This window comes from Pseudomonas sp. KCJK8993 (assembly GCF_046230915.1).
Classification (GTDB): Bacteria; Pseudomonadota; Gammaproteobacteria; order Pseudomonadales; family Pseudomonadaceae; genus Aquipseudomonas; species Aquipseudomonas piscis.
Map to the genome: position 1 here is coordinate 1 of NZ_JBJJLO010000099.1, position 24,617 is coordinate 24,617.

The 24,617-nt window shown below is 66.5% G+C and carries 21 protein-coding genes; 9 read left to right on the top strand and 12 right to left on the bottom strand.

The annotated features are described in order from the left end of the window. The 3 genes from ACK6AU_RS24530 to ACK6AU_RS24540 form a co-directional block, all read left to right on the top strand. Nucleotides 1-367: hypothetical protein (locus tag ACK6AU_RS24530; protein WP_409301924.1), on the top strand; the 367-nt coding region annotated here is incomplete at its 5' end. Continuing rightward, the gene (locus ACK6AU_RS24535) at nucleotides 364-825 is read left to right on the top strand and encodes a hypothetical protein (protein ID WP_409301926.1); all 462 of its coding nucleotides are present in this window, start codon (nucleotides 364-366) and stop codon (nucleotides 823-825) included. The genes ACK6AU_RS24530 and ACK6AU_RS24535, both read left to right, overlap by 4 nt. A gap of 212 nt (nucleotides 826-1,037) precedes the next feature. Beyond that, nucleotides 1,038-2,654, top strand: a complete 1,617-nt coding sequence (locus ACK6AU_RS24540; protein ID WP_409301928.1) for a serine hydrolase domain-containing protein — start codon at nucleotides 1,038-1,040, stop codon at nucleotides 2,652-2,654. 28 nt (nucleotides 2,655-2,682) lie between these two features. On the opposite strand, the gene ACK6AU_RS24545 is transcribed toward ACK6AU_RS24540, so the two are convergent. The 4 genes from ACK6AU_RS24545 to ACK6AU_RS24560 form a co-directional block, all read right to left on the bottom strand. After that, nucleotides 2,683-2,811, bottom strand: a complete 129-nt coding sequence (locus tag ACK6AU_RS24545; protein WP_260498081.1) for a hypothetical protein — start codon at nucleotides 2,809-2,811, stop codon at nucleotides 2,683-2,685. A gap of 159 nt (nucleotides 2,812-2,970) precedes the next feature. After that, nucleotides 2,971-3,420, bottom strand: coding sequence for a PTS sugar transporter subunit IIA (locus tag ACK6AU_RS24550; protein WP_185701157.1), 450 nt, complete (start codon nucleotides 3,418-3,420; stop codon nucleotides 2,971-2,973). A 142-nt stretch (nucleotides 3,421-3,562) separates the two neighbouring features. Further along, the gene (locus ACK6AU_RS24555) at nucleotides 3,563-4,369 is read right to left on the bottom strand and encodes a thioesterase family protein (protein ID WP_409301931.1); all 807 of its coding nucleotides are present in this window, start codon (nucleotides 4,367-4,369) and stop codon (nucleotides 3,563-3,565) included. Then, on the bottom strand, nucleotides 4,362-5,342 hold the full coding sequence (locus ACK6AU_RS24560) for a Rieske 2Fe-2S domain-containing protein (protein ID WP_409301933.1): 981 nt from the start codon (nucleotides 5,340-5,342) through the stop codon (nucleotides 4,362-4,364). The genes ACK6AU_RS24555 and ACK6AU_RS24560 overlap by 8 nt, the downstream gene beginning before the upstream one ends. Nucleotides 5,343-5,477: 135 nt before the next feature. On the opposite strand from ACK6AU_RS24560, the gene ACK6AU_RS24565 reads away from it, so the two are divergent. Both ACK6AU_RS24565 and ACK6AU_RS24570 read left to right on the top strand, forming a co-directional pair. After that, complete coding sequence (locus ACK6AU_RS24565) at nucleotides 5,478-6,209, top strand: TetR/AcrR family transcriptional regulator (RefSeq protein WP_409301935.1); 732 nt, start codon at nucleotides 5,478-5,480, stop codon at nucleotides 6,207-6,209. A gap of 57 nt (nucleotides 6,210-6,266) precedes the next feature. Further along, on the top strand, nucleotides 6,267-7,910 hold the full coding sequence (locus ACK6AU_RS24570) for an acyl-CoA dehydrogenase family protein (RefSeq protein ID WP_409301937.1): 1,644 nt from the start codon (nucleotides 6,267-6,269) through the stop codon (nucleotides 7,908-7,910). Here the strand turns inward: ACK6AU_RS24570 and poxB are convergent. Further along, complete coding sequence (gene poxB / locus ACK6AU_RS24575) at nucleotides 7,907-9,676, bottom strand: ubiquinone-dependent pyruvate dehydrogenase (RefSeq protein ID WP_409301939.1); 1,770 nt, start codon at nucleotides 9,674-9,676, stop codon at nucleotides 7,907-7,909. The two genes, ACK6AU_RS24570 and poxB, sit on opposite strands and share 4 nt — an antisense overlap. A 157-nt stretch (nucleotides 9,677-9,833) precedes the next feature. On the opposite strand from poxB, the gene ACK6AU_RS24580 reads away from it, so the two are divergent. Together ACK6AU_RS24580 and ACK6AU_RS24585 are read left to right on the top strand one after the other, a co-directional pair. Beyond that, entirely contained in the window at nucleotides 9,834-10,766 is a 933-nt protein-coding gene (locus ACK6AU_RS24580) for a helix-turn-helix transcriptional regulator (RefSeq protein WP_409301941.1), read from the top strand. 141 nt (nucleotides 10,767-10,907) lie between these two features. Next, a complete protein-coding gene (locus ACK6AU_RS24585) occupies nucleotides 10,908-13,115 on the top strand; it encodes a TonB-dependent siderophore receptor (RefSeq protein WP_185701161.1) in 2,208 nt (735 codons plus the stop codon). A 30-nt stretch (nucleotides 13,116-13,145) separates the two neighbouring features. Here ACK6AU_RS24585 and ACK6AU_RS24590 read toward each other — a convergent pair whose 3' ends face one another. The 4 genes from ACK6AU_RS24590 to ACK6AU_RS24605 all read right to left on the bottom strand — a co-directional run bounded on the left by ACK6AU_RS24590 (nucleotide 13,146) and on the right by ACK6AU_RS24605 (nucleotide 16,950). Continuing rightward, nucleotides 13,146-14,195 carry an NAD(P)/FAD-dependent oxidoreductase gene (locus ACK6AU_RS24590; protein WP_409301943.1) on the bottom strand — a complete coding sequence of 350 codons (1,050 nt, stop codon included), beginning with the start codon at nucleotides 14,193-14,195 and terminating at the stop codon, nucleotides 13,146-13,148. A 19-nt stretch (nucleotides 14,196-14,214) separates the two neighbouring features. Beyond that, nucleotides 14,215-14,778: a GrpB family protein gene (locus ACK6AU_RS24595; protein WP_185701163.1), complete on the bottom strand. Its 564-nt coding sequence runs from the start codon at nucleotides 14,776-14,778 to the stop codon at nucleotides 14,215-14,217. Between the two features lie 136 nt (nucleotides 14,779-14,914). Then, the gene (locus ACK6AU_RS24600) at nucleotides 14,915-16,456 is read right to left on the bottom strand and encodes an MFS transporter (RefSeq protein ID WP_409301946.1); all 1,542 of its coding nucleotides are present in this window, start codon (nucleotides 16,454-16,456) and stop codon (nucleotides 14,915-14,917) included. Continuing rightward, entirely contained in the window at nucleotides 16,453-16,950 is a 498-nt protein-coding gene (locus tag ACK6AU_RS24605; RefSeq protein WP_409301948.1) for a GlcG/HbpS family heme-binding protein, read from the bottom strand. Before ACK6AU_RS24605 ends, ACK6AU_RS24600 begins: the two co-directional genes overlap by 4 nt. A gap of 103 nt (nucleotides 16,951-17,053) precedes the next feature. Between ACK6AU_RS24605 and ACK6AU_RS24610 the strand changes: the two genes are divergently transcribed. Then, nucleotides 17,054-17,938: a LysR family transcriptional regulator gene (locus ACK6AU_RS24610; RefSeq protein WP_409301950.1), complete on the top strand. Its 885-nt coding sequence runs from the start codon at nucleotides 17,054-17,056 to the stop codon at nucleotides 17,936-17,938. A gap of 467 nt (nucleotides 17,939-18,405) precedes the next feature. Then, the gene (locus ACK6AU_RS24615; RefSeq protein ID WP_409301952.1) at nucleotides 18,406-19,989 is read left to right on the top strand and encodes a TerC family protein; all 1,584 of its coding nucleotides are present in this window, start codon (nucleotides 18,406-18,408) and stop codon (nucleotides 19,987-19,989) included. Nucleotides 19,990-20,022: 33 nt separating this feature from the next. Here the strand turns inward: ACK6AU_RS24615 and ACK6AU_RS24620 are convergent, their stop codons facing one another. The 3 genes from ACK6AU_RS24620 to ACK6AU_RS24630 form a co-directional block, all read right to left on the bottom strand. Further along, nucleotides 20,023-21,105: a diguanylate cyclase domain-containing protein gene (locus ACK6AU_RS24620; RefSeq protein ID WP_409301954.1), complete on the bottom strand. Its 1,083-nt coding sequence runs from the start codon at nucleotides 21,103-21,105 to the stop codon at nucleotides 20,023-20,025. 18 nt (nucleotides 21,106-21,123) lie between these two features. Next, nucleotides 21,124-21,969: a DUF4434 family protein gene (locus tag ACK6AU_RS24625; RefSeq protein ID WP_185701169.1), complete on the bottom strand. Its 846-nt coding sequence runs from the start codon at nucleotides 21,967-21,969 to the stop codon at nucleotides 21,124-21,126. After that, the coding region (locus tag ACK6AU_RS24630) for an NfrA family protein (RefSeq protein WP_409301957.1) at nucleotides 21,969-24,617 on the bottom strand (2,649 nt) is incomplete at its 5' end. The genes ACK6AU_RS24630 and ACK6AU_RS24625, both read right to left, overlap by 1 nt.

Here is a 24,617-nt window from a genome sequence, read left to right on the forward strand (position 1 = left end):
TCGATCCGAAGTACCTCAACCCCAACAGCCGTTTCGGCGCGGCCTTCTACGTCGGCGAGAGCCCCAGCACACCCTTGGCGAAATGGCCCACCACGGCGTCAAGCCGACCCACGGGATCCGTTTCAAGGTCGATGCCAGCAAGGCCAAGGTCCTGGACCTCACCGATCCGGCGATCGCCAAGGAGTGGGGCTACAACGGTGGCCCCATCACCTCCAAGACCCAACAGATCGGCATGGACGCCAAGGACCAGGGCTACAATGTGATCCGCTTCGGTTCCGAGCGCGACCCTGGTGGGGTCAACCAGGCGGTGCTGGACAATTTCAACGAAATCCTTACTCCCCAGATAGTCACTCCGGTAGAACCATGAAGTTTTATTTGTACACCTACGTTTGCGCCGACTGCGGCCACCGCTTCAAGGCTCCCGAGGTCATGCCCGGCAGTTATGGTGAATTCCTGATGCGCAGCATCAACGGTGAGACGGTATGGCTCGATGGGCCGAACGACGAAACCTATAGCGAGGTCGATGGGTTGCTGGAGCAGTTGCTGCAAGGGCAGGGCGTCAGTGCCACGCGCCGTGCCGACCTGCTGCGCCGGGTGTTCGGCGTGGCCTGCGACCCCGACTCCCAGGGGCAGCCCTTCAGCCTGCTGATCAAGCCCAGGTGCGGTCAGTGTGCCAGCGTGAACATGGACTACTGGGAGGGCACCGAGCCACCGGAGTACGTCGATCGCGATTTTGCGCCGGTGCAGCATCGCCAGTGGCGGCAGTTGAGCCAGGCACAGAAGCTCGACCTGCTGCGCCAGGTGTTGCCCGCCCCCAGGCCCTAGGGCCGGCGCCGAAGGCCAGACGTCGCGCCCTGTGGGCAAAGGGCGCGCTCCTGGTCGAGGGGGCGCCGGCAGCGCAGAGGCCGTTCACATCCTGCGTACGCTTGTTTACAGATAATCACTGACTTGCCACAGATCGCAACGCGCCTGCTCACGATACTGTCCGGGCTCCGCTGGAGCTCGAAGGACCGACACGTGAGAAGAGGAAGACATCCATGCGTTCAATGCTTGCAACCTTGTTGCTCTCCCTGGGGAGCACGACGCTGGCCAATGCCGCGGCGACCCCGGCGTTTGACCAGGTGTTCCGCGATTTGACGCCGGACCAGCCCGGCTGCGCCGCGGGGGTCATGCGTGATGGCAAGGTTATCTGGAGTGCCGGTTACGGCATCGCCAACCTGCAGACCGGTGCGCCGATCAAGCCCGACACTCTCTTCAACCTGGCCTCGGTGTCCAAGCAGTTCACCGCCTTCGCCATACTCCAGCTCGAGGCCCAGGGGCGCCTGAGCCTGGACGATTCGGTCCGGCGCTTCTTCCCCGAGTTGCCGGTGTACGCCCAGGACATCAAGATCCGCCACCTGCTGCACCACACCTCGGGCCTGCAGGACTACATGTTCCTGGCCGAACTGGCCGGCATCGGCTACTCCCAGCGCTTCACCCAGCAGCAGGCGCTGCAGATGCTGTTCAAGCAGAACACCGCGATGTTCCCGTCCGGGGTGGAGTTCAGCTACAGCAACAGCGGCTACATGCTGCTGTCCAGTATCGTCGAGCGGGCTTCGGGCATGCCGCTGAAGAACTTCTCCCAGGCCCATATCTTCAAGCCTCTGGGCATGACCCGCACGAGCATCGTCGACCAGTACCCGCTGCAATTGCCGAACCTGGCCGAGAGCTACGAGCAGGACCCCAAGACCAAGGCCTACCAGTTCGCGGATGTGCGCTGGGAGCAGACCGGCGATGGCCAGGTGCATAGCACCGTGGTGGATGTGATGCGCTGGATGCGCAACTTGTCCACCGGGCAGGTAGGAGGCCAGGCGCTGGTGGGCAAAATGCGCCAGACCGAGCCGTTGGCCGACGGCGATCCCGGCTACTACGGCATGGGTGTCGGCATCACGCGTTATCGCGGGTTCGATGAGGTCTCCCACAGCGGTGGCTGGGCCGGCTATAACACCCATGTCGCCTGGTACCCGAAGATGGAGCTGGCCACCGTGGTGCTGTGCAATTCGCCGGTCCCGGATGCTTCGGCGCGTGGCTATGCGCTGATGGACGCGGTGCTGGGCTCGCCCAATCCGTCCCCGGGTCACGATATCCCGCCACCGGTACCCAGCATCAGGGCCGTTCCACCGGCTCCGTTGAACACCCTGGTGGCCGGTACCTACCTCGACGACTCGGGGCATCAGTTCCAGCTGCAACGCACCGGCAACGGCTTCAAGCTGGACACCTTCTCGCAGTCCCTGGCGTTGTCCAGGTTGAGCGATCACCTGCTGGCCGCCGATAACGACGGCTCGCCGATCTACCTGGCCGCGACCAGAGGCGCGCGCATCGTCTCCACCAACCCGGCCTCGACCTATACCCTGGCTGCGGCGTGGAAACCTGCGGACCTGCAGCGCTATGTGGGCCGCTACCAGCTAAGGACCACGCCCGGGCAGCTCGAGGTGTTCCTGCGCCAGGGCAGGCTGTACATCCGCACCGGCGAGCAGAGCTACCCAATGCAGCCGTTGGCGCTGGAGCGTTTCCGTGCCGGCGACCTGGGGGTGATCCGCTTCGAGCAGGATGGCCAGGTGCTGACCAGCAGCCTGGCGCGCAACCTGCGCTTCGTGCGCGCCAGGGCCAAGTGACCCTGGGGACTGCCGGCCGGCGCATCCCTCAGATGCGCCGGCTGCGCACCAGCAGCCAGGGCGGATAGCAGCCGCCCACCTGGATTTCGTGTTCCGTTCCGGCGCCAGTCAGTTGCTTGAATAGGCGGCGCTTGGAAAGCGGCTCGGGTTCTGCCACCTCGGTGGCCTGCCTGGTGTCCGGGCAAAGGGCCGCCCTGGAACTGCGTCACCACCTGTTCCGGCGCCATGGAGGCGCTTTGATCGCCGCGCCGGGCTGTTCGGCAAGCGCCATGCATCTTCATGGAGCGCTTGCAGGAGCCGGGCCGAGGCCGGGCGGTTACCAGCGGTCGAACAGGCACTTGACCTGATGAGCATCGTTGCAGCCGTGCAGGGCTTGCCGAAAACGCTGGTCGGCGAACAGCCGGGCAGTTTCGGCCAAGAGGTCCAGGTGCGACTGCTCGGCGGGAGCCGGCACCAGCAGCACCAGGATGTCGCGCACCGGCTGCTGGTCGGGGGCGGCGAAGGCCATGGGCGCCTGGGGGCGCAGATACAGGACATGGATCGCGTCCAGTGCCTCCAGCCGCGCATGGGGCAGGGCTACGCCCGCGCCGATGGCGGTACTGCCGGCCTCCTCGCGACGGGCCAGGCTCGCGGCTACCCAGTCGCCCGGCAACTGCCAGGTATGTTGCATATGCTGGCCGATCTGCTGGAACAACCGGTGCTTGTTCGACGGATTGACGGCAAGGAGGATGTCCTCCTCCTGCAGGTGCATGGCCAAGTTACCCATGGGCTTCTCCAGGAAAGACCGGGCGCCAGCGGCCCGGCTCAGCTTCCATTCAAGCGTATTCACGGCCGGCTGGCAGCCCGGAGGCGGCAGTCTTTACGAAGTCTTTAGGTCGCCACGAATCCACACGGCTGCCCATGAACCTTCAGCGCGGCATGATCAGCAGGCTCTGTACCGCGACACCGCATGGGCCCTGGGTGTCGTACAGCTGGGTAATGGTCTGGCCACAACCGCTGGAGGCGATCGAGGTCGAGGCCTGCAAGCCGATCCACTCGCCCGCTGGCGGTCGTGCGAGATGCAGCGACAGGTCGGCATTGGCGAACGCAAAACGGTCCGCCGGTAGCACCCAGCTCAGGCCATTGCCGAAGTCGGCGGCCGCTGCGATCCGCATCGCCGCCGAGGTCGCGACACCGGCCACCAGCGGCACCTTCAGGCGTAGCCAGGCCGCTGCCGGGCCAGGTTGGGCTGGGTCGCCACCTGCGACCCGTCCCTCCATCGCCGTGTAGTAGAAAGAGCGCACTTCGGGCAGGCCGGGGATGCGCAACGGGCGCGGGCAATCCTCGGGAGGCGGCAGCCTGTCGATCGCCGCAGGTGGCAGGTCGGTCGGCAGTGCAAGGGTACCGGCGCGTACCAGTAATCCATGAGCCCTGGCCACCCGCTTGCCATTGGCGTGGAGGGTGATTTCGACCCGCGCACTGGCTCGGCCGGTTTCGAGTGTCACGTTTGTCTCCAGCCTGTCGATGGGCACCGGTCGGAGCAGTTCTACGGTCAGCCGTGCCAGTTGCCAACCGGTTTCGCCCGGTGCGGACTCGACCAGGTGGGCCAGCAGCCCGCAAGGCACGCCGCCATGCTGGGCCCGCGAATCCCATGGACCACGGGCGAGTTCGGTGGCACGCCAGGTCGAACCGGTCTCTTGGATGAAGATGCAATCGTCGGGATGAATGTCATGCATGGGCTATCTCGCAGGGCGTTTGTGGAATGTGTCCTGCCAGGTCGAACTGCGCCGCCCAACGACGGAACCTCATGATCGGGCCATCACCTTCGGCAAGACCGGGGCGCTTCCAGCGCACCTTGTGTTCCCAGATCGGTACATCCTGGCTGACCTGGTCGATGGCTTCATCCACCAGTGCCAGGCTCATGTCAGGTGCATCGATGCCTTGCAGGCGTGCCATCAAGCTGAACGTGACGGTGACACGGCCGGGCTCGACCGGCACCACGGAATCGACGAACACAATTTCGGCAAGGTCGCCGATGCGAAATCGCACCACGGCGAAGTAGGGGCCATACAGCGACGTCTGCAAGAAGCCAGACTGTTTCCCTCGGGGTGTGTTGAATTCATGCCGTATATCGACGTGCAATGTCGGGCCGATGGGATCGAAGCGTTCAAGCCGCGCCAATGTCGCTACGCCGTGCAGGTAGCGAAAGTGGGTGGTATCGACAATATTTTCCTGGACCTCCTGCCAGATAGTGTCCACTTCCCAGCGCTGGCGCCGATAGCGTGACCAGGCCGGGTTCTGGTGCTCATGCAGGTGGGGTACATCGAAAGTTGGAGGCGTGTCGCCTGGATGCCACCACACCATGATCAGCCCGTTGCGCTCCATCAGCGGCCAGGCCTTGAGCCGGTGTCGTTCCAGGCGTGGATTATTGCTGTAGGGAATCTCGCGGCAGCCACCCGCTGCGTCGAAGCGCCAGCCATGGAAGGGGCAGCGCAAGGTGTCGCCATACACCCTGCCGCCATGGCCCAGGTGCGTACCCAGGTGGGGGCAGTAGGCGTCCATGACAGGGGCCTGGCCGCTGTCGTCGCGCCACAGGACGAACTCTCGCCCCATGGCTCGCAGTGGCCGAACGTCCCCTCGTTGAAGATCTTCGCTATAGCCTGCCTGGAACCAGCCAAAGCCGAGCGCTGCATCGCCGAATCCGCGCATAAACCGTCTCCTTGCCCGGGCTTCGGGCACATGGAATGGAACTGCGTTCAACTGCATCGGGATAAAGGGGACGGTCAGCGTACTGCGGGCGGGACGTCGATTGCTACAAAAAATGAACTGTGATTCAATTCTTTCATGTCATATCGACGCACAACGAAGGTCGAGGAGCGCCTGGCCCAGACGCGGGAACGCATCGTGCTCGCGGCGCTCGACCTGGTCGCTGAACAGGGTTACGGCGGCACCACCATGCCGTTGGTGGCAGGGCTTGCCCAAGTATCCACCGGCCTGCTGTACCAGTACTTTCCCTCGAAGACCGACCTGTTCGACGAGGTTTTTCGACGTGCCTCCCAGCGTGAGATCGATGCTTGCGCAGCGGCTGCCGCTACCGAAAGCGCGGCGGCCGAGCGCCTGGCCGCGGTCATCCGTACCTTCTCCCATCGCGCGTTGAGCCGGCCTCGCCTGGCATGGGCGCTGCTGGCCGAACCGGTGGCACCGGTGATCGATGAAGATCGCTTGCGCTTTCGCGAGCCCTATCGCGCGATTTTCGCCACGGTCATCGAGGACGGCATCGAGACCGGCGAGTTTCGGGTGCAGAGCGCCCATACCAGCGCGGCAGCCATCGTCGGCGCCTTGGCCGAAGCGATGATCGGGCCCTTGGCCCTGGGCATTCTCTCCAGGCGCGCGGCTCAACGAGTGGTCGACGATATCGTCGGCTTCTGCCTGGCGGCGGTGCAGAGCCACGGTGCCGCGACCCAAGGCGCATCGACCCGTTCCAGCGGTGCCGGGAAGGCGCCGCGATCCACCCCGGCGACACCTGGCAAAACAAGGGCGACACGGACCTCCAAGACGAACCCCGGCAAGACCTGACCCGCTGAGACCATCGGGCGCTTGGCGTCCGGCGCTGGTGCAGCGAAGGAGAGCATCATGTGCGAGTTCATCCAGCCTTCCCCTGTCTTTTCCAACCGTTTCCATCGCGACCGTGCGTTGCGCTATACCCTGGAGCGCCTGCTACCGTCGGATATCTTCGCCATGGCGAGTCCGGACCTGGCGCGGATGGGCGAGCGAGCGGTGGTTGAGATCCCCCGCTTGGCCGAGGCGGCGGAGCGCAATGAGCCTCGCCATGTGCCCTATGACGCGTGGGGACATCGGGTAGATCGCATCGAGGTCGATGGCGCCTGGGATCGCCTGGTGGCGATCGGACAAGAAGAGAGGCTGGTCGCGTTGCCCTATGAGGCGCCCTACGCGCAATTCTCGCGAGTGGTCCAGGCCGGCCTGGTCAACCTCTACGAAGGCGCCGGGGCGGTGGCGGCGTGCCCGCTGGTGATGACCGATGGCGCGGTACGGTTGTTGTCGCTGCACGATGCCGATCTCGCCGCACGCTACCTGCCGCATCTGTTGGCCCGTGACCAGGGATGGACTTGCGGCCAGTGGATGACCGAGAAGGAGGGCGGTTCCGACATCGGCCAGGCTTCCACCCTAGCGCGCCCCCTCGGCGACGGCACCTGGGCATTGAGTGGCACCAAATGGTTCACTTCGGCCGCGACCTCGCAGGTGGCGCTGGCATTGGCCCGGCCGGAAGGCGAAGCGCCCGGCAGCAAGACCCTGGCGCTATTTCTGCTGGAGTTGCGCCAGCCTGATGGCCAGTGGAACCACATTCGTGTCCGGCGCCTGAAGGACAAGCTCGGCACCCGCGCCCTGGCGACCGCCGAGGTGGATCTGCAAGGCACGATCGCCCGGCCGGTGGGCGGACTCGACCGGGGCGTGGGCAAGATCGCCGACCTGCTCAACGTTGCGCGGTTGTGGGCTTCCTGGGGCGGCCCAGCGGGGGTTGGGCATCTATTGATGATGGCTCGCGACTACGCGGGCAAGCGTCGGGTATTTGGCCAGTGGTTGCGGGACCAGCCGTTGCATCGCCAGTGGCTCGCACGGATCGGCGCCGAGTACGAAGCGATGCTCGCGCTGAATTTTGAAACTGCGCTGGCCCTCGGCCGGCATGAACAGGGCCAGGATTCATCCGGCCTGGCTCGCCTGCTGGCGCCATTGAGCAAGCTTGCCTGTGCAAGGCAGAGTATCTGGGCCGCTAGCGAGCTGGTCGAGAGCTTCGGAGGGGCTGGTTACCTGGAAGATACGGGGATTGCCCGAGTGCTGCGCAATGTGCACGTTCACTGCATCTGGGAAGGCACCACGTCGGTGTTGGCCCACGATGTGCTGCGGGCCTTGCACGGTACTGATCTTGGCGCGGTCTTTCTGGACGATATCGAGCGGCGCCTGGGATCGGCCGGTGCTGCTGCGGCGCCTGTCGCAGGGCCGATTCGCCAGGCCTGCCAAGCACTGCGGCAATTGGCCGGCGCAGCCGAAGAAAGGGATGGCCGGCGCCTGGCCTGGGGCATGGCGCGAACCTACCAGGCGGTGTTGTTGCTGGAAGCGGCGATATGGCGCCAGGCCCACAAGGCGGACGCCAGCGGCTGGACTGCGTTGCAGTTGTTCATCCTGCAACCGCTGGTGCCGCCGGCATTACCGGTGAGCGAAGCCGAGCTGGGAGACCTGGCTTTCGGTGCCGCCTGCTAGCGCCCAGAGCCGTCCAGGCCCAGCTTGCGGCTGAGCCAGTTGCCCTTGGGCCAGTTGGTCCGGGCCAGCTCCACCACCTCGTCGCCGCGACCACTCATCACCGCCTTGAGCATGTACAGGCTCATGCCCTTGGCCTGCTCCAGCTTGATCGCCGGTGGGATGACCAGTTCCTGAGTCGCGGTGACCACGTCCACCAGCACCGGGCCGTCATGGTCCAGGGCGGTGCGCAGGGCGCCTTCCAGGCTTTCGGAGTCCTCGACCCGCAGGCCGAGGATGCCCATGGCGTTGGCCATGGCGGCGAAGTCCGGGTTGTGCAGGTCGGTGCCGGTGTCCAGGTAGCCGGCGGACTTCATCTCCATGGCGACGAAGCCCAGGGCCGCGTTGTCGTAGACGATGATCTTCACCGGCAGCTTGAGCTGGACCAGGGAAATGAAGTCCCCCATGAGCATGCTGAAGCCGCCGTCGCCGGCCAGGGCAATGACTTGGCGTGCGGGGCAGGCGGCCTGGGCGCCGATGGCCTGGGGCATGGCGTTGGCCATGGAGCCGTGGTTGAACGAGCCCAGCAGGTGCCGCTGGCCGTTCATCTTCAGGTAGCGCGCGGCCCATACCGTGGGTGTGCCGACATCGGCGGTGAAGATCGCATCGGCGTCCGCCAGTTCGCTGACCATCCGGGTGAGGTACTGCGGGTGCACCGGCCGTCCCTGTGCCGCAGGTTGGGCCAGGTCGTCCAGGCCCTGGCGGGCCTTGGCGTAGTGCTCCAGGGAGGTGTCCAGGAAACGCCGGTCGCCCTGGTAGGGCAAGCGTGGCAGCAAGGCGGCGAGGGTCTCGCTGACGTCGCCGACCACGCCCAGGTCCAGGGGTACCCGCCGGCCCAATGCCTGTGGATCGCGGTCGATCTGGATCACGCAAGCATCCGTCGGATAGAACTGGCGATAGGGGAAATCGGTGCCCAGCAGTACCAGGGTGTCGCAGTTGAGCATGGCGTGATAACCGGAACTGAAGCCGATCAAGCCGGTCATGCCGACATCGAAGGGATTGTCCCATTCCACATGTTCCTTGCCGCGCAGGGCGTGCACCACCGGCGCGCCCAAGGCATCGGCCAGGGCCACGACCTGGTCATGGGCCCCGGCACAACCGCTGCCGCACAGGAGCGTCACGGCCTGGCTGTGGCTGAGCAGTTCCACCAGGCGGTCCAGGTCATGGGGCGCCGGCAGGGTGCGTGGGGCGTGTAACGGTGGCCATGGCTTGCTGGTCGTCGGCACTTGCTGCAAGGCCACGTCCCCGGGGATCACCACCACGGCCACGCCGCGCTCGAGGATCGCACTGCGCATGGCCCGGTGCAGCACCTCGGGCATCTGCGCCGGGTGGCTCACCAGCTCGACGAAGTGGCTGCATTCCTTGAACAGTTCCTGGGGGTGGGTTTCCTGGAAATAATCCAGGCCGATCTCCGAGGATGGGATCTGCGCGGCGATGGCCAGCACCGGCACCCGGCTGCGGTGGCAGTCGAACAGTCCATTGATCAAGTGCAGGTTGCCCGGGCCACAACTGCCGGCGCACACCGCCAATTGGCCGGTGACAGCAGCTTCGGCGCCAGCGGCGAAGGCCGCCACTTCCTCATGGCGCACGTGCATCCATTGGATGCTTTGCATGCTCTGCAGGGCGTCGGTGAGGCCGTTGAGGCTGTCGCCGGTCAGCCCCCAGATACGCTTGACCCCGGCCTGTTCGAGGGTCTGGGCCAGTTGTCGGGCAATGCTGATGTTCGCCATGGGGGGTCTCCTGCCGTGGGATGGGAAATCGTCGCGATCAACAGGGGACAGCGGGCGAGGGCGGATGATTCCATGAGAATGTGCGAATGAGAATTAATGCTAATATCGCCGCCCGACTTTCTCTCTGCGAGCACCGGCCTTGCATCCGATACCCCGATTGGACCAACGCTACTACCTGCGCGACTTCCGCCAGCTTGGCCAACGTCATGCCGTGCGCTATAGCCTGCCTGGCGCAGGGAACGAGGATGACGCTACCTGCCTGATGCAGGGACTCATCGCCGAGCATCGCCTGCCCGGCGGCCTGGTCCTGGTGAGCTCCGACGTGCTGCCGTTCCACAACTACCGGGCCGATTCGCTGCGCATGCCATGCCTGGGCCTGGCGCTGCTGCTCGAAGGAAGCGCGGCACTGAGCTTCACCCGGGACCAGTCGCTGCTGCCCGGTCATTGCGTCACGAGCTTGTGCGCCGATGGCCGGCCCATGTCGGCCTTGCACTTGGCCGGAGCGCGGCTGCGAGGCCTGAACCTTGCGCTCCAGACTCCGGAACAACTGTCCGATGAACGACTGGCGCAGTTGCTGCACGACGCCTTGCGCCGCCGTGGCTCGCAAATGAACGGCATGTCGCTGCCGATGAACGTGCGCCTGGCTATCGATGACCTGCTCGGCGGGCGCTGGCAAGGCAGCCTGCAAAACCTGCTGTGCCAGGGCGTGGCCCTGCAATTGCTGGCCCATGCCCTGGCTGGCCTGGAGTCTGCCCGCGAGCAGGCCGGCCACCTCGGTTCCCGGGACCGCCGACTGCTGGAGCGGGTTCGCGAGCGCCTGCACCAGGCTCCCGGCGAGGAACACTCGCTCACTGAGTTGGCACAGCTGGCGTGCATGAGCAGCAGCTCGCTGCGCAGCAAGTTCCGAGCGGCCTATGGGCAGACGGTCTTCGGCTACCTGCGCGAACGGCGCCTGCAGGTCGCCCATGGGCGGTTGCAACAAGGCTGGTCGGTGCAGCAGGCGGCGCATTTCGTGGGTTATCGCCACGCCAGCAATTTCGCCACGGCCTTTCGCCAGCGCTTCGGCGTGGCCCCCGGCAGCTGCGGTTGAACGCCAGTGACGGCTTGGCGGCGCTTATCCGCGTCGGAACCGGCAGCCCCCATAACATCCTCGGCATCCGGCAAAACCTGGGCAGGATACAGATGTGAATAATGCGCATCCGACAATAGTGTTCATCGGATAACCATTCCCATGTATTGCCCAGACTCCCGCGCTTTCCCGCGTCGTGCCCACTGCCTACCCGCCGCCGTGTTCGGTGGCTTGCTGGTGTCCCTCTCGGCTTCGGCCGAAGAACCTGACCGCCGTTCCAGGTCGAACGCTTCATTGGTGCTCCCCACCCTGAAAGTGCAGGGCCGGCAGGAGCTGGGCGAGACCACCGAAGGCTCTGGCAGCTACACCACTGGCGCCATGTCCACGGCCATCGGCCTGCCGCTGTCGATCCGCGAAACCCCGCAATCGGTCAGCGTCGTCACCCGCCAGCGCATCGAGGACCAGGGCCTGGCCACCACGGCCGAGATCCTGGCCAGCGCCCCGGGGATTTCCTATACCCGCAGCGACAGCAATCGCCTGGCGTTTTCCGCCCGGGGCTTCGCCATCGACAACTTCCAGTTCGACGGCCTGGCATCGCCCATCAACAATCTGTGGAACTTCGGCGCCACCGACATGGACTCGGCCATCTATGACCGGGTGGAAATCGTGCGCGGTGCCACGGGGCTGCTGACCGGCGCCGGCAATCCCTCGGCGGCGGTGAATTTCGTGCGCAAGAAGCCGTTGGCGGATTTCGCCATCAGCGGCTCGGCCGGCGCCGGGCGCTGGGGCGAGCGACGTGGCGACTTCGACCTGTCGCTGCCCTTGGCGGCGGATGGGAGGGTGGCGGCGCGGCTGGTGGCGGCCTATTCGGAAAAAGACAGCTACACCCGCTTTCTGGAAAACGACTCACGCACGCTCTACGGGGTGGTCAGCGCCGAGCTGACCCCCAGTACGCGGTTGACCACCAGCCTGGAGTACCAGCGCAGCCGGGTGCGGGGCATGGGCAGTGGTTTTCCGTTGTTCTACAGCGATGGTTCGCGTACCGACTTCGGCCGTTCGACCGCCAACAACACCCGCTGGAGCCGTACCGGCAGTGAGTCCACCACGGCCTTCGTCGACCTGGAGCACACCCTGGCCAACGACTGGAAGCTGCGTACGGCCTACAGCCGCTACGAGGGTGGCTATGACATGCACTCGCTGTTTCGCGGTGGTTTTCCGGACCGTGCCACCGGCCTGGGCATGAAGGTCAATTTCCTCAATTACGATGGCGAGCGCAGCCGCGATACCTGGCACCTGACGGCCAGCGGCCCGTTCCAGTTACTGGGGCGCCAGCATGAACTGGGCCTGGGCTGGATGAGCATCGACGACGACCTGAACATCGACCAGTTCCAGCCCGCTGGCAAAACCCCGGCGATCGGCAGCTTCACCGACTGGCGCAACGGGCGCATTCCCGAGCCGGTGTGGTCACGCACCCGGTCCTCGGGCGACGCCACCCATACCCGGCAGACCGGTGGCTACCTGGTGACCCGGCTGTCCCTGGCCGATCCATTGCACTTGATCCTCGGGGCGCGGATCAGTGACTGGCGGATCGACCAGGATTACTACGGCGCCCAGCGCCAGTACCGCTACAAGAATGAAGTCACGCCCTATGCCGGGTTGATCTACGACATCGATTCGACCTACAGCGCCTACGCCAGCTACACCAGCATCTTCAACCAGCAGAACGCCCGTGGCGCCAACGGCAGCATCCTCGATCCGGTGACGGGCGACAGCTACGAGGTGGGGCTCAAGGCGGCCTACCTGGAGGGACGGCTCAATGCCGCGCTGGCGGTCTACCGTACCCAGCAGGAAGGGCTGGCCGAGGCCATCCCCGGGGTGAACGTGCAAGGGCGGCCCAACGAGCAGGCCTACAAGGCCGGCACCGGGGCGCGGGTCGATGGTTTCGACCTGGACCTGAGCGGCCAACTGAGCGATGCCTGGAACCTGTCCGCCAGCTATACCCACTTCATCGCCCGCAATAGCGATGGCCGGGCGATCAACACCGAGTTCCCCAGGACCCAGTTCAAGCTGTTCACCACCTATCGCCTCTGGGGCCCCCTGGAGCGTCTGACCCTGGGCGGCGGCACCACCTGGAACAGCCGCACCTCGCGCAACCGGGTGTCCAGCCCGCGGGGCTTGACCGATGTGGGCCAGGGCGCCTACGCCTTGACCAGCCTGATGGCGCGCTACCAGGTCAACGACAACCTGTCGGTCAGCGCCAACCTGGATAACCTGTTCGACAAGCGTTACTACGAGCAGCTGGGCTTCTACAGCCAGGGTTTGTGGGGCGAGCCGCGCAGCTTGCGCCTGAGTGCCAAGGCCAGCTTCTGACCTGCGCTCCGGCGCCGTTGGTGGCCCGGCTCAGAGGCCGAATCGGCTGGGGCGGCAGGGCGCGAGTTCCGCGCAGCTGTGCCCCGAAAGCTCCTGGCTGACCAGGCGCCCGACGATCGGTGCCAGGGTCACCCCGGCGTGCATCACCGCCAGGTACAACCCGGGGTACTGGGCGAGCGGGCCGATGATCGGCACCTGGTCATCGGGCATCGGCCGCTGGCCTACTTCGACGCTGCGCAAGGTCACCGCCTCGGCACCACGCAGGGCCTGGCGGATGCTGGCCAGTGCCTGTTGGGCGATGGCCTCGGGCGTTGCGTCATCGAGAGGGTCCTCGGCTGCCAGCAGGCTGCCGTCAGGGGCTTCGCGCACTTCCAGCTGGTCGTTGGAAATCAGGGTCTTGACCAGCCCCCGGGGGGCGTCCAGGCGTAGCAGGATCGATGGCGAAGCGTGCATGGGCAGTTCGATGCCCAACGACTCCAGCAGGGCCGGGGTGCCGCAGCCGGTGGCCAGTACCAGGTGGTCGGCCTGATAGACCCCGGTGGCGGTGGCCACGCCGATCCCTTGCTGGTCTTCTACTTGCAGCTCCAGCACCGAGACCTGGGTCAGCACTTGCGCGCCATGGGCGCGGGCGCCCTCGAGCAGGCACAGGGTGGTGGCCACTGGGTCGAGGCTGCCTTCGCCGGGGGCGAACTGCGCGCGTTCCGGCACGGCCCGCAGGTTGGGCTCGAGTTGGGCGATCCGCTGGCGATCGAGCCACTGGCGCGTCGACCCGCAGGGCATTGCGGTGGGTTGCATGGCGTTCGCCTGGTAATAGCACAGCGCGCCGGACCAGTTGATCCGCAGGCCCGGCAGCTCCTGCTCCAGGCGCCGGTATTCGGTCAGCGCCTGTTCGCGCAGGGGCTTCACGGGGCTGGGGTATTCCCCGTGGGGGGTGATCCAGGCGAAGGAGTGGCGCGTGACGCCCGAGCCGGGGGTGGCCTGCTCCAGGACGGTCACCTGGGCGCCCTGGCGGGCCAGGTGGTAGGCGATGGCGGCGCCGACGATCCCGGCGCCCAGCACTATGACCCGTGGATGTTGCATAGCTACCTCGTGGATGGGGTCAGTGGCGGCGCTGGCGTTCGATCAGGGCCTGGGCCTGTACCTGCTGGATCCAGGCGTCCTTGCAATCGCCGTAGGCATGGGAGTCGTCGGGGTGCAGGGCCTGGCAGCGAAGTTTTTCCCGCTGGTAGGCCTGGGCGATATCCGGGTGCCGGCGCAGGTGATCGCGAAACGCCAGGTGGCGCTCGATCTCCGGCGAGCCCTGGGCATAGCAGTGCAGTTGCACCAGGCGGCGACCGCTGGCCGGTTCATCCAGGCTGCAATAGCGCCGTCCGGGCAGGCCCAGCTCGCCGCGCCAGAGGTACCCCAGCGCCTCCAGCGCCGCCTGGCGTTCGTCCAGCTCGGCCAGCGAGCGGACTGTGGGCAGCAGGTCGAGCACCGGCTTGGCGACGATGCCGGGAATCGCGGTGGAGCCGATATGGTGTACCTGCAACAGGTTATCGCCCAGCACGGCATGCAGGGCCTGGGCGATCTGCCGCGCCTGTTCGGCCCACTGCGGGTCATGGGGCAGCAGCTCGACCTTGATCGGGGCCGGCGGGGGAGGAGCAAGTGATTCGCGGTGCATGGCCAAGGTGTCTCCTGACGGTGAAGCCGATTGCAGGGCGCACCTTAACCGTGGGTTCTCAGCCCCGGCAATTGGCTCAATGTTATGAAATTGCAAGCGCCCTCCAGGTGCTGGCCAGGCACCTGGAGGGCGCTGCCTAGCGGCTTTCCAGGGCCAGGCCCCGGGCCTGCGGCAAGGGGTTGCGCATCAGCCGTCCGACCACCAGCGCCCCCAGCAGGGCCAGGCCGCCAGCCACCGCCAGGACCAGGCCGAAGCCACCGGTGAAGGCCTGCAGGGCCAGGGGCTCGACCAGTGCCCGGGCACTCTCGGGCAACCCGGCCAGGGCGCCTTGCAGGTCGCCGGCCACCACCCGCGAGGCGATCTCCGGGGCCTGGGCCAACCAAGGCCCGGGGATCCGTCGCAGGTCGTCTTGCAACAGTTGCCGGGTGTGGTTGCCCAACAGTGCGCCGAACACGCCGATGGCCAGCATGATGGCGCTGAAGCGCATGGTGGTGCTCAGCCCCGAGGCCATGCCGGTACGTTCCCGGGGGACGCAGGCCATGATGTTCTTCTGCGTGTCGCCGTTGAGCAGGCCGGCGCCGGCGCCGGTCACCGCGATCGCCAGGGCGAAGGCCGGGTAGCCGCCGACCTGCACGGCCCAGGCGCTGAGCAGGTTGCCGCTGCCCACCAGGGCCAGCCCGGCGGCCATCAGTGTGGCGGGCCGGTAGCGCCCGGCCAGGCGTGCGCCGATCCGCGGGCAGACCAGCATGGTCAGGGCGAAGGGCAGCATGCCCAGCCCCGAGGCGATCGCCGAGAAACCCAGGCCGTTCTGCAGGTAGAACGGCAGCAGGGTCATCATCACCTGGGCGCAGCCGGCGTAGGCGAACATGCCCAGCAAGGCGCCGATGAAGCGTGGATGGCGCAACAGCTGCAAGTCCACCATGGGCCTTTGTTGCAGGCGCTCGACCAGCACGAACAGGCCCAGCAGCGCCAACCCGGCCAGCAGGCGCAGGACCGTAGCCGGATGGCCCCAGCCGATGCGGTTGGCCTCGATCAGGCCCCAGATCAGGCACAGCAGGCTGGCGCTGAACACCAGGCTGCCCCAGGGGTCCAGGCGTGCCGCCCGGGTATCGCGGGATTCCGGCACCTGGCGCAGCACGCACCAGAGCAGCAGGGCGCCCACCGGCAGGTTGAAGTAGAAGATCCAGCGCCAGCCCAGGTACTGGGTGATCAGGCCGCCGATCGTCGGCGCGGTGGTCATCGCCAAGCCCATGCAGCCGCCCCAGAAGGCCCAGGCCCTGGCGCGTTCCGTCTCGTCGTGGAAGACATGGCCGATGGTCGCCAGGGCCGAGGTCAGCAGCAGCGCCGCGCCTATTCCCTTGAGTGCCCGCGCCAGGTCCAGCCACAGGGCCGTGGGCGCGGCGCCGCAGCCCACGGAGGCGAGGATGAGCAAACCCAGGCCGCACAGCAGGGTGCGCTTGCGGCCGAAGCGGTCGGCCAGGCTGCCGGCCGGGAGCAGCAGGGCGGCGAAGGCCAGCATGTAGGCGCTGACCACCCATTCGATATCGGCGAAGTCGGCGCCCAGGTCGCGGGCGATGCTGGGCAGCGCCACGGCGACGATGTTGGTGTCCAGGATGATCAGCGAGCAGACACCGGAGGCGGTCAGCAGGGTCAGGCGCGGGTTGCCGGAGGTGCTCATGGCGCACTCTGCCGGCCAAGGCCGGCCAGGGCGGCGAGGGCGATTTCATCATCGTGGGCCGGGGTGTCGGCGCTGACCCCGATGGCGCCCACCACCTGGCCCTCGAGCACGATCGGCTGGGCGCCTTTCATCATCAGCAGGCCGGCACTGAGGGCCGCCGGGCGCCCGCCGTTGATGGCGTTTTCCAGGTCGCCCGAGGGGCGGCGAAACAACGCCGAGGTGCGCGCCTTGCCCTGGGCCAGTTCGATCGCGGCGACCACCGGCGCGCCATCCATGCGTGCGCCCAGAACCGGCCAGCCGCCGTCGTCGACTATCACCACGGCACAGGGCCAGCCCTTGGCCCGGGCGGTTTCCTGGGCGGTCTTGAGCAGGACCTGGGCTCGGTCCAGGGTAAGGATTGCCTTGTGGGCAACGGAGGCTTGGGTTTCTGCCGCTACCGCCCCTTGCAGGCTGCAGCAGGTGATCAGGGCCAGAAGCAGGGGTTTGACGCGCATGGCATGGGCTCTCTAGTGTGGAGGTCCTGGGAGCTTATCCCGGCCATTGGCGCAGTTCGTTAGCCTCTGGCGGCAAGTTCATTACCTTTTGGCTAACACATCCATGGACATCCGACACTTTCGCTATTTCCTGGCGGTGGCGCGCCAGCGCAACTTCACCCGGGCCGCCGAACAGCTGGGCATCGCGCCACCGACCCTGAGCCGGCAGATCCAGGACATGGAGCAAGCCCTGGGTACGCGGCTGTTCCTGCGCCAGCAGCGCGAGGTCAGCCTTACCGAGGCCGGCGCCACCTTGCTGCTGGAGGCCGAGGCTACGGTGCGCCAGTTCGAGCTGGCCCAGCGCAACGCCCAGCGCGCCGGTCGCGGCGAGATCGGCCATATCGAATTGGGCTACGTGGCCTCGGCGGTGTACTCGGGGGTGCTGCAAAAGCAGGTGCAGGAGTTCGTCCGCGACTGCCCGGATGTCAGCCTCAATGTGCGCGAGTGCCCCATGCCCACCTTGCCGGCGCGGATCGCCGACGGTCGCCTGGACATTGGCTATATCCGTTCGCCCATGACCTTGCCGGAAGGGGTGGAGGCGATCCGCCTGGAGGCCGAAGGTTTCGTCCTGGCGTTGCCGGCGCAGTCCTGGCTGTGCCGCCTGCCGCAGATCGCCTGCGAGCACCTGCTCAATGAAACCTTCATCCTGCCGGAACAGATCAACGGCACCTTGCAGGTGGCCGCCGAAGGCGGTTTTGCCCCCAGGCTCGGCGCCCAGCCCGGAGGGCTGGTGGCGGTCATGGCCCTGGTGTCCCTGGGCCAGGGCGTGGCGGTGGTGCCGGAATCGGTGGTGGGCCACCTGGGCCTGCCCCAGGTGTTGTACCGACCGATCGTCGGAAGTTCGGCTGCATCCTGGCTGTCGCTGATCCATCGCCGTTTCGAACAGGCGCCGGCGGTGGCGCGCTACATTGAGCAGGTACGCCGCGACCATCGCGCCGGCCAGCGCTGATCGTAGCCGCTGTCGAGCCTGCGAGACTGCGTCCGGGCGCGCAGCGGCCGCCACGGTGGTCGGCGGGCTATCCTGGAGACATCGCGAACCGTAAACCGGGCGGCTCATGTTGATTTGTACGCAGTTTGCGGTAGCGACGATTCGCAGCATCTCGCAGGGCTGCGGATAAAATCTTGTAATGATTTGCCGCTGGGGCTACGAAGCCCGGGCCTTGTAATCTCCCAATCCGTTTTTTCACTCAGGACTTGCATGAACACGCTCTCGGAGCCTCCCAGTCGGTGCTCTCATCCCGCCTTACCCCCTGCTTTCCCACGCCACTGCGTCATCCTGAGGCGCAGGCGCCCAGGCTGCCCTGCCAGTAGCCACGTTTTCCCGGCATCCGCCGCTTCCCACCCTTGCCAGAACGTCCCCGAGGCCTTGCGCCTTGGCGTCGTGTCGCGCCTGGCCGCTTGAGGAACCTGAATCGTATGGAATGGATCGCAGACCCCACGGCCTGGCTTGGCCTCTTGACCCTGATCATCCTGGAGCTGGTGCTGGGCATCGATAACCTGGTGTTCATCGCCATCCTCGCCGACAAGCTGCCGCCCCATCAGCGGGACCGTGCGCGGGTCATCGGCCTGTCCCTGGCTCTGCTGATGCGCCTGGGCCTGCTGGCCAGTATTTCCTGGATGGTGACCCTGACCCAGCCGTTGTTCGAGGTATGGGGCAAGAGCTTCTCGGGCCGTGACCTGATCCTGCTGTTCGGTGGTGTGTTCCTGTTGTTCAAGGCCACCATGGAGTTGCACGAGCGCCTCGAGGGCCATGTCAGCCAGCGGGCCAGCAACGCCGGTTATGCGCTGTTCTGGCCCATCGTGGCGCAGATCGTGGTGCTCGATGCGGTGTTCTCCCTGGACGCGGTGATCACCGCCGTGGGCATGGTCGATGAACTGGCGGTGATGATGATCGCGGTGGTGGTGTCCATCGGCGTGATGATCGTGGCCAGCAAGCCGCTGACCCGCTTCGTCAACAGCCACCCGACGGTGATCATGTTGTGCCTGGGCTTTCTGATGATGATCGGCTTCAGCCTGACCGCCGAGGGCCTGGGTTTCCACATTCCCAAGGGCTACCTGTACGCGGCCATTGGCTTCTCGATCCTGATCGAGCTGTTCAACCAGATCGCCCGGGCCCGGCGCAAGAAGTCCATGCAGGGCCTGCGGCCCATGCGCGAGCGTACGGCCCACGCGGTGATGCGCCTGCTGGGTGGGCGCAAGCTGGCAGCGGAGGAGGTGGGCGAGGATATCGCCGACCTGGTGGAAGGCGACGAGACCGCGCCCAACGAGCTGTTCGACCGCCGCGAGCGGGTGATGATCAGCGGCGTACTGCAACTGGCCGAACGCCCGATCCGCAGCCTGATGACGGTACGTGCCGACGTCGACTACATCGACCTGGCCGACGACGCCGAAAGCATCCGCGAGAAACTGATGCATTCGTCCTACTCACGCCTGCCGCTGATTCGCGACGGCGCGGTGGAGGAGCCGCTGGGCTTCGTGCACAAGAAGGAACTGCTCAAGGAGTACCTGGCCGGCAACCCGCCGAACCTTGCGCATCTGGCGCGTACGACGATCAACCTGCTGGACAGCTTCACGGTCCTCAATGCCCTGGAGCAGATGCGCAAGGCCTCGACCCACATCGCCTTCGTGATCAACGAGTTCGGCGATTTCGTCGGCGTCCTGAGCATGACCGACATCCTCGAGTCCATCGCTGGCGAGTTGCCTGACGCCAGCGAAATCGAAGGTCCGGACATCGTCGAGGAGCAGGGCGGGTTCCTGGTCAGCGGTGCGTTGAACCTGGCGCAGATCCGCCAGCGCACCGGCTTCGCCGCCGAACCGACCGAGGACTACCAGACCCTGGCCGGACTGGTCATGAGCCTGCTGGACCGCTTGCCGGTCAAGGGCGATTGCCTGGAGTGGCAAGGCTGGAGCCTCCGGGTGATGACGGTCGAGGAACGGCGGGTGACCCGGGTGTTGCTGCTGGCTGGGGAGCGGGTTGACGATCGCGGCTCCCAGGCTTGAGCCGGGCAACACAGATCGGCGCCTGGCCAAGGCTCACAAGCTGGCGTGGAAGGTATAGCGATCCTTGCCGCTGTGCTTGGACTGGTACAGGGCCTGGTCGGCCTTGACCAGCACCTGGTTCAGGCTGTCGTCGTCCTCGACCCGGGCCAGGCCGATGCTGATGGTCACCGGCGGCCCAGCCGACTGCTCGCGCACCCGCTGGCACAAGCGTGCGGCCAGCAGTTCCACGGCTTCGCGCCGTACCCCCGGCAGGTAGACGGCGAACTCCTCGCCGCCCAGGCGCGCATAGTCGAAATCCACCATCACCGACTGGATGTCGGCGGCGACGCGCTTGAGTACCTCGTCGCCGCTGTCGTGCCCATAGCGGTCGTTGATCTTCTTGAAATTGTCGATGTCGATCATCGCCAGGTAATGCTCGGGCTCCCGGGGCTGGACCTTGAGGCGCTGGTCGGCGCGGGCCATGAATGAGCGGCGGTTGGGAATCTCGGTCAGGGCGTCGACATAGGCCTGCTCCAGCAGGCGCTTGGCCATGATGTAGTTGTACAGCCGGGCCTGGCGCAGGGTGATGAAGCTGTACAGGGTCAGCGCGGTGAGGAACAGCGAGTAGGCCAGGACGATCAGGCCCTTGAGTTCGCTGATCGAGGTGCGGGTCATCCAGTAAGGATTGAGCACGCTCCAGGTGATCAGCACCGCGACGAAGAACGACCAGCGCCGCAACGGCATCACCGAGGCGCTGTAGAGAATGCTCGAGGCGCCGAGGATCAGCCAGACCGGGTGCAGCTCCATGGGCAGGCCCTCGATCACCAGGCGCACGGCCAGGGCGATGACCAGCACGAACAGCAGGTTGACCCATTGGAAGTGCCGGGCTTTGTGGGTGAAGCCCAGGATGATGGTGTCGATCACCAGTAAGGTCAGGAATACCAGCGAAAGGAAGGTGAAGCCCTGCTGGCCGGGAAAGCTGACGATCAGGTCGAAGATCAGCCAGATGCTCAGGCTGGCGATGTAGGTCAGGATGCAGAAGCTGTGCAGGCGTTCGAAGTCGTACTGGGCGAATTCGTTTTTCAAGGCCGCCGGGGCGGCCTGGCTGAGTACCTGTTCTTCAATGGTCCTGAACATCGCCGGCCCTTGAGTGAGCTAAGGAGTGCGCAAGGCCTGGCCCCAGGGTCGGTAGCGCAGGGAGAACACCGCGCTGGCATGGCAGCCGGCCGGTCGTGCATCGGGAGTCGCAGGTTCCGCGCGAAACGGCTGGCCTTCGCCGCTGGTCTGGCGGAAGGCCTCGTGGACGATGCCGACCCCACAGGGCAGGGCGCTGGCATAGCTGTCGCGCACCATGGGGGCCAGGCGTGCGGTGCCGGCGCCATCTTGCCACCAGACCTGCAGGCCGGCGCTGGCCAGTTCGCCGAGCCAGGCGCCATTCACCTGCGGTGCCAGGTGTCCGGCGCTGAAGGCGCTCAGGTGCAGTGGCGCGTCGAGCTGGCGGGCGAAGTCCTTGAGCTGGCGTTGCAGGGTGGTCCGGCGCTGGGCATCGAGAAAATGCAGGTCGTCCAGTTCCATGGGCAGGTACCAGCCGCTGACCGGCAGTTGCCAATCCTCGCGCAGCTTGCGCTGGCGCGCCAGGGAAGTGCCCAGTTGGGCCTGCCAGTAGGTTTCCAGGCCGGCGCTGTCCAGTTGCTCGATGCGCGGGTAGTAGGCCGGGTCCATGTAAAGCCCCAGCACCAGTTGCAGGCCCTGTTCGCGGGCCTGGCGCAGGCTGTCGGCGAGCCAGCCATGGGCGCCGCCGAAGTGCGAGTCGCCGTAGGCGGTCCACTGCACGATCAGGGTCTTTACGCCGTTGCGGGCGCTGTCCTGCCAGATCTTGCGCCATTGTTCGCGGCCCAGGGCCGAATCGCTGTTCAAGGGTTGGTAGAACAACCGTTCCTCGGCCTGGGCGTGCAGGCCCAGGCCCAGCCACAGCAGGGTGATGTACATCAGTCGTTTCATCAGAAATTCAGCTCCACGCCCACCAGGATGCCATTGCCGCCTTCATACAGATTGCCGCCAAGGGATTGCTGGTACTCGGTGCGCACGGTCAGGCGCGAGCGATAGGCGTTGTATTGGTCGTCATCGAACCAGTATTGCCAGCGCAGGCCGAGTCCGGTGCGCAGGTCCTGGCGCCAGTCGTTGCTCGGGTCCTGGGCGGCGAACTCGAGAAAACCGTAGGGCATGATGGTCTGTGGGCTGCCCACCGGCAGCTTCCAGGCATGGCCCTGCTGGTAGCGCGACAGCCATTGGTGGTCGCCGGCCTTGGTCCACCAGGCCGCATCCAGGTAGAGGAAACGTTCGTCCCAGTCGCTTTCGTCGATGCGCCAGTCGTTGCGGTAGCGGCCCTGGTCGAGGACCGAGGCGGTGGCCCGCAGCAGGTAGTCGGTACTGGTGTGGCCACGCTTGCGATGGTCGTTGAGCTGGTCCAGCAGTCGCCCGGGGTCGAGCATCTGGCCCAGGCTCAGGCCGTGGTTGTCGTGGTCGTCGAACTGGCTCTGCTTGTAGATCTCGCCGTAGAAGTTGACGTTGGCGTTGCCCCAGGGCTTGTAGCGCAAGCCGACCCCGACCGCGGCCGATTCGCCATAGGACGAGCGCCCCTGGCCACCCAGCAAGGTGCGGCCGTAGACCGATAGGCTGCTGCCGTTGCGGCTCGGTTCCTCGCCCAGGGCGTGGTCCCACAGGGCCATCTGTACGTTCTGCGACTGAGGGTGGCGCCGGCTGCCCTTGACACTGTTGTCCGGCAGCAGGTTGTTGTTGGTCGATACCCCGCCTGGTGACCAGGTGCTGGCGATGGTCACGCTATCGCGCCGGGACAGGGCCTCGTGGGCGCGGCGCTGGCGATAGCGGCGCGCTTCCAGGCTGCCGTTCTCGTCGTCGCCGGCCACCGGGTTCTGCTCCAGGTCGATGACCCGGCGCAGCTCCTGGCGGGCGGCGGCGCTGTCTTCGGCTTCGGCGTAACGCCAGGCCAGGGCTTCGCCCAGGCGATAATCCTCGGGGAAATCACCGGTGGCCCGTTGCAGGTGGGCAATGGCCAGGCGCCGTTGCTCCGGGGTGTCGGTGGCGGCCAGGCGCATGCCGTAGTCGGCAGCAAAGCGCGAGTTGTCCGGTTGCCGGCGCACGGCCTCGGCCAGCCACTGGGTGCTTTGTTCCGGCTCGCCGGCCTTTTGCGCGGTAATCGAGGCCGCGTAGTAGTGCCCGGCGTCGGGTGACTGGGCCAGCGCCTGGCGCTGGCGTTGCAGGGCTGTCGGGTAGTCGCCGCGTTGCTCGGCGATCGCCGCGCCCAGTGCCCACTCGTTGGCACCACGGCTGCTGCTTTGCTGCCAGTAGCGTTCGGCGCTGGGGTTGTCGCCGACGTTTAAGGCGCTGCGGCTGGCGGTGAGCCGGGCGTTATCGCTCAATTGCGCATCCGGGACGCTACGCCAGGCGGCCAGGGCCGCGGCCGAGTCGCCAGCGGCCTCCAGGGCATAGGCCAGGGGCAGGCGGCTGCCACGGTCGCCCAGGCGTTCGGCGGCCTGGTACCAGGCCACGGCGGCGCCGGGTTGCCCGGGCATGGCGCAGCGCCCCAGTGCGCGATATTCGCTCGCATCCCGGGGTTGCTGGCCAATGCTCTGCCGTACCGCATCGCAGTGCCCGTTTTCGGCCAGCTGGGCCAATAGCTGGCTGCGGGTGGCGGGGGCGGTCCGCTTGATCAGCCCTGTCATGCGCTGCAATTGCAGCGGGTTCAACTGCGGCGTGGCGGCATAGAGCCCGGCCAGGCGCTGCAGCAGCGGGGCGGGCAGGGCGCCCGCGTGGCGGTCGTAGGCTTGCTCCAGCAGGGCCTGGGCATGGGGCTGGCGTCCAGCGGCCAGGGCCAGGTAGGTGGCCTGGTCCAGGGCCGTGAGGTTGCCGCCCTGGCGGTACTGGCGCTCCCACAACTCGGCGGCCTCGCGGTTGCGGCCCTGGGCCTGGAGCAGCTCGGCGCGCTTTTTCAGCACTGGCAGCGTCTGCGGTTGCTGGCCCAGCCATTGCAACGCCCGGGCGCCCTGGCCCTGTTCCTGCCAGACCTCGATCAGCCGCTCGCGCCGGGCCGTGTCCCAGGGTTCGGGCAGGCTCTGGTTTTGCAGCAGGTCGCTGGCCTGCAGGCGCTGGGCCAGCACCAGCCAGGCTTGGGGATCATCCTGGGGCGAGCACTGGCGCAGTTGCTTGAGGGCCGCATCCGGGTCGTGCCGCGAGAGCCATTCGACGGTCTCCAGGCAGGGGCGGCGCAGTTCGTCGCTGAGGCGGCGCACGGTGTCGCTATCGTTCTCCTCGCGGGCCAGTTCCCAGTGCTGCAGGCGGATCGCCGGGTCGGCCTGCTCGGCCGGCGACAGGCGCAGGATCCAGCGTTGGGCCTGGTTGTTGCGGCCCAGGGCGATGGCGCGCTGGATCATCGCCCGGTGTACCTGATGCGCCGCTTGGGGGCTGGGCGCCTGCTCGAGCAGTCGTTCCAGCTTGGTTTCGTCCAGGTGCTGCATGTAGGCGTTGGCCAGGCGTTGCCAGCCTTCGGCGTCCAGCTGCCTGCTGGCGGCCAGCGGTTCGAGCTGGGCGATGGTGTCGCCGCTGTTGCTCAACTGCTCGGACCAGTTGGC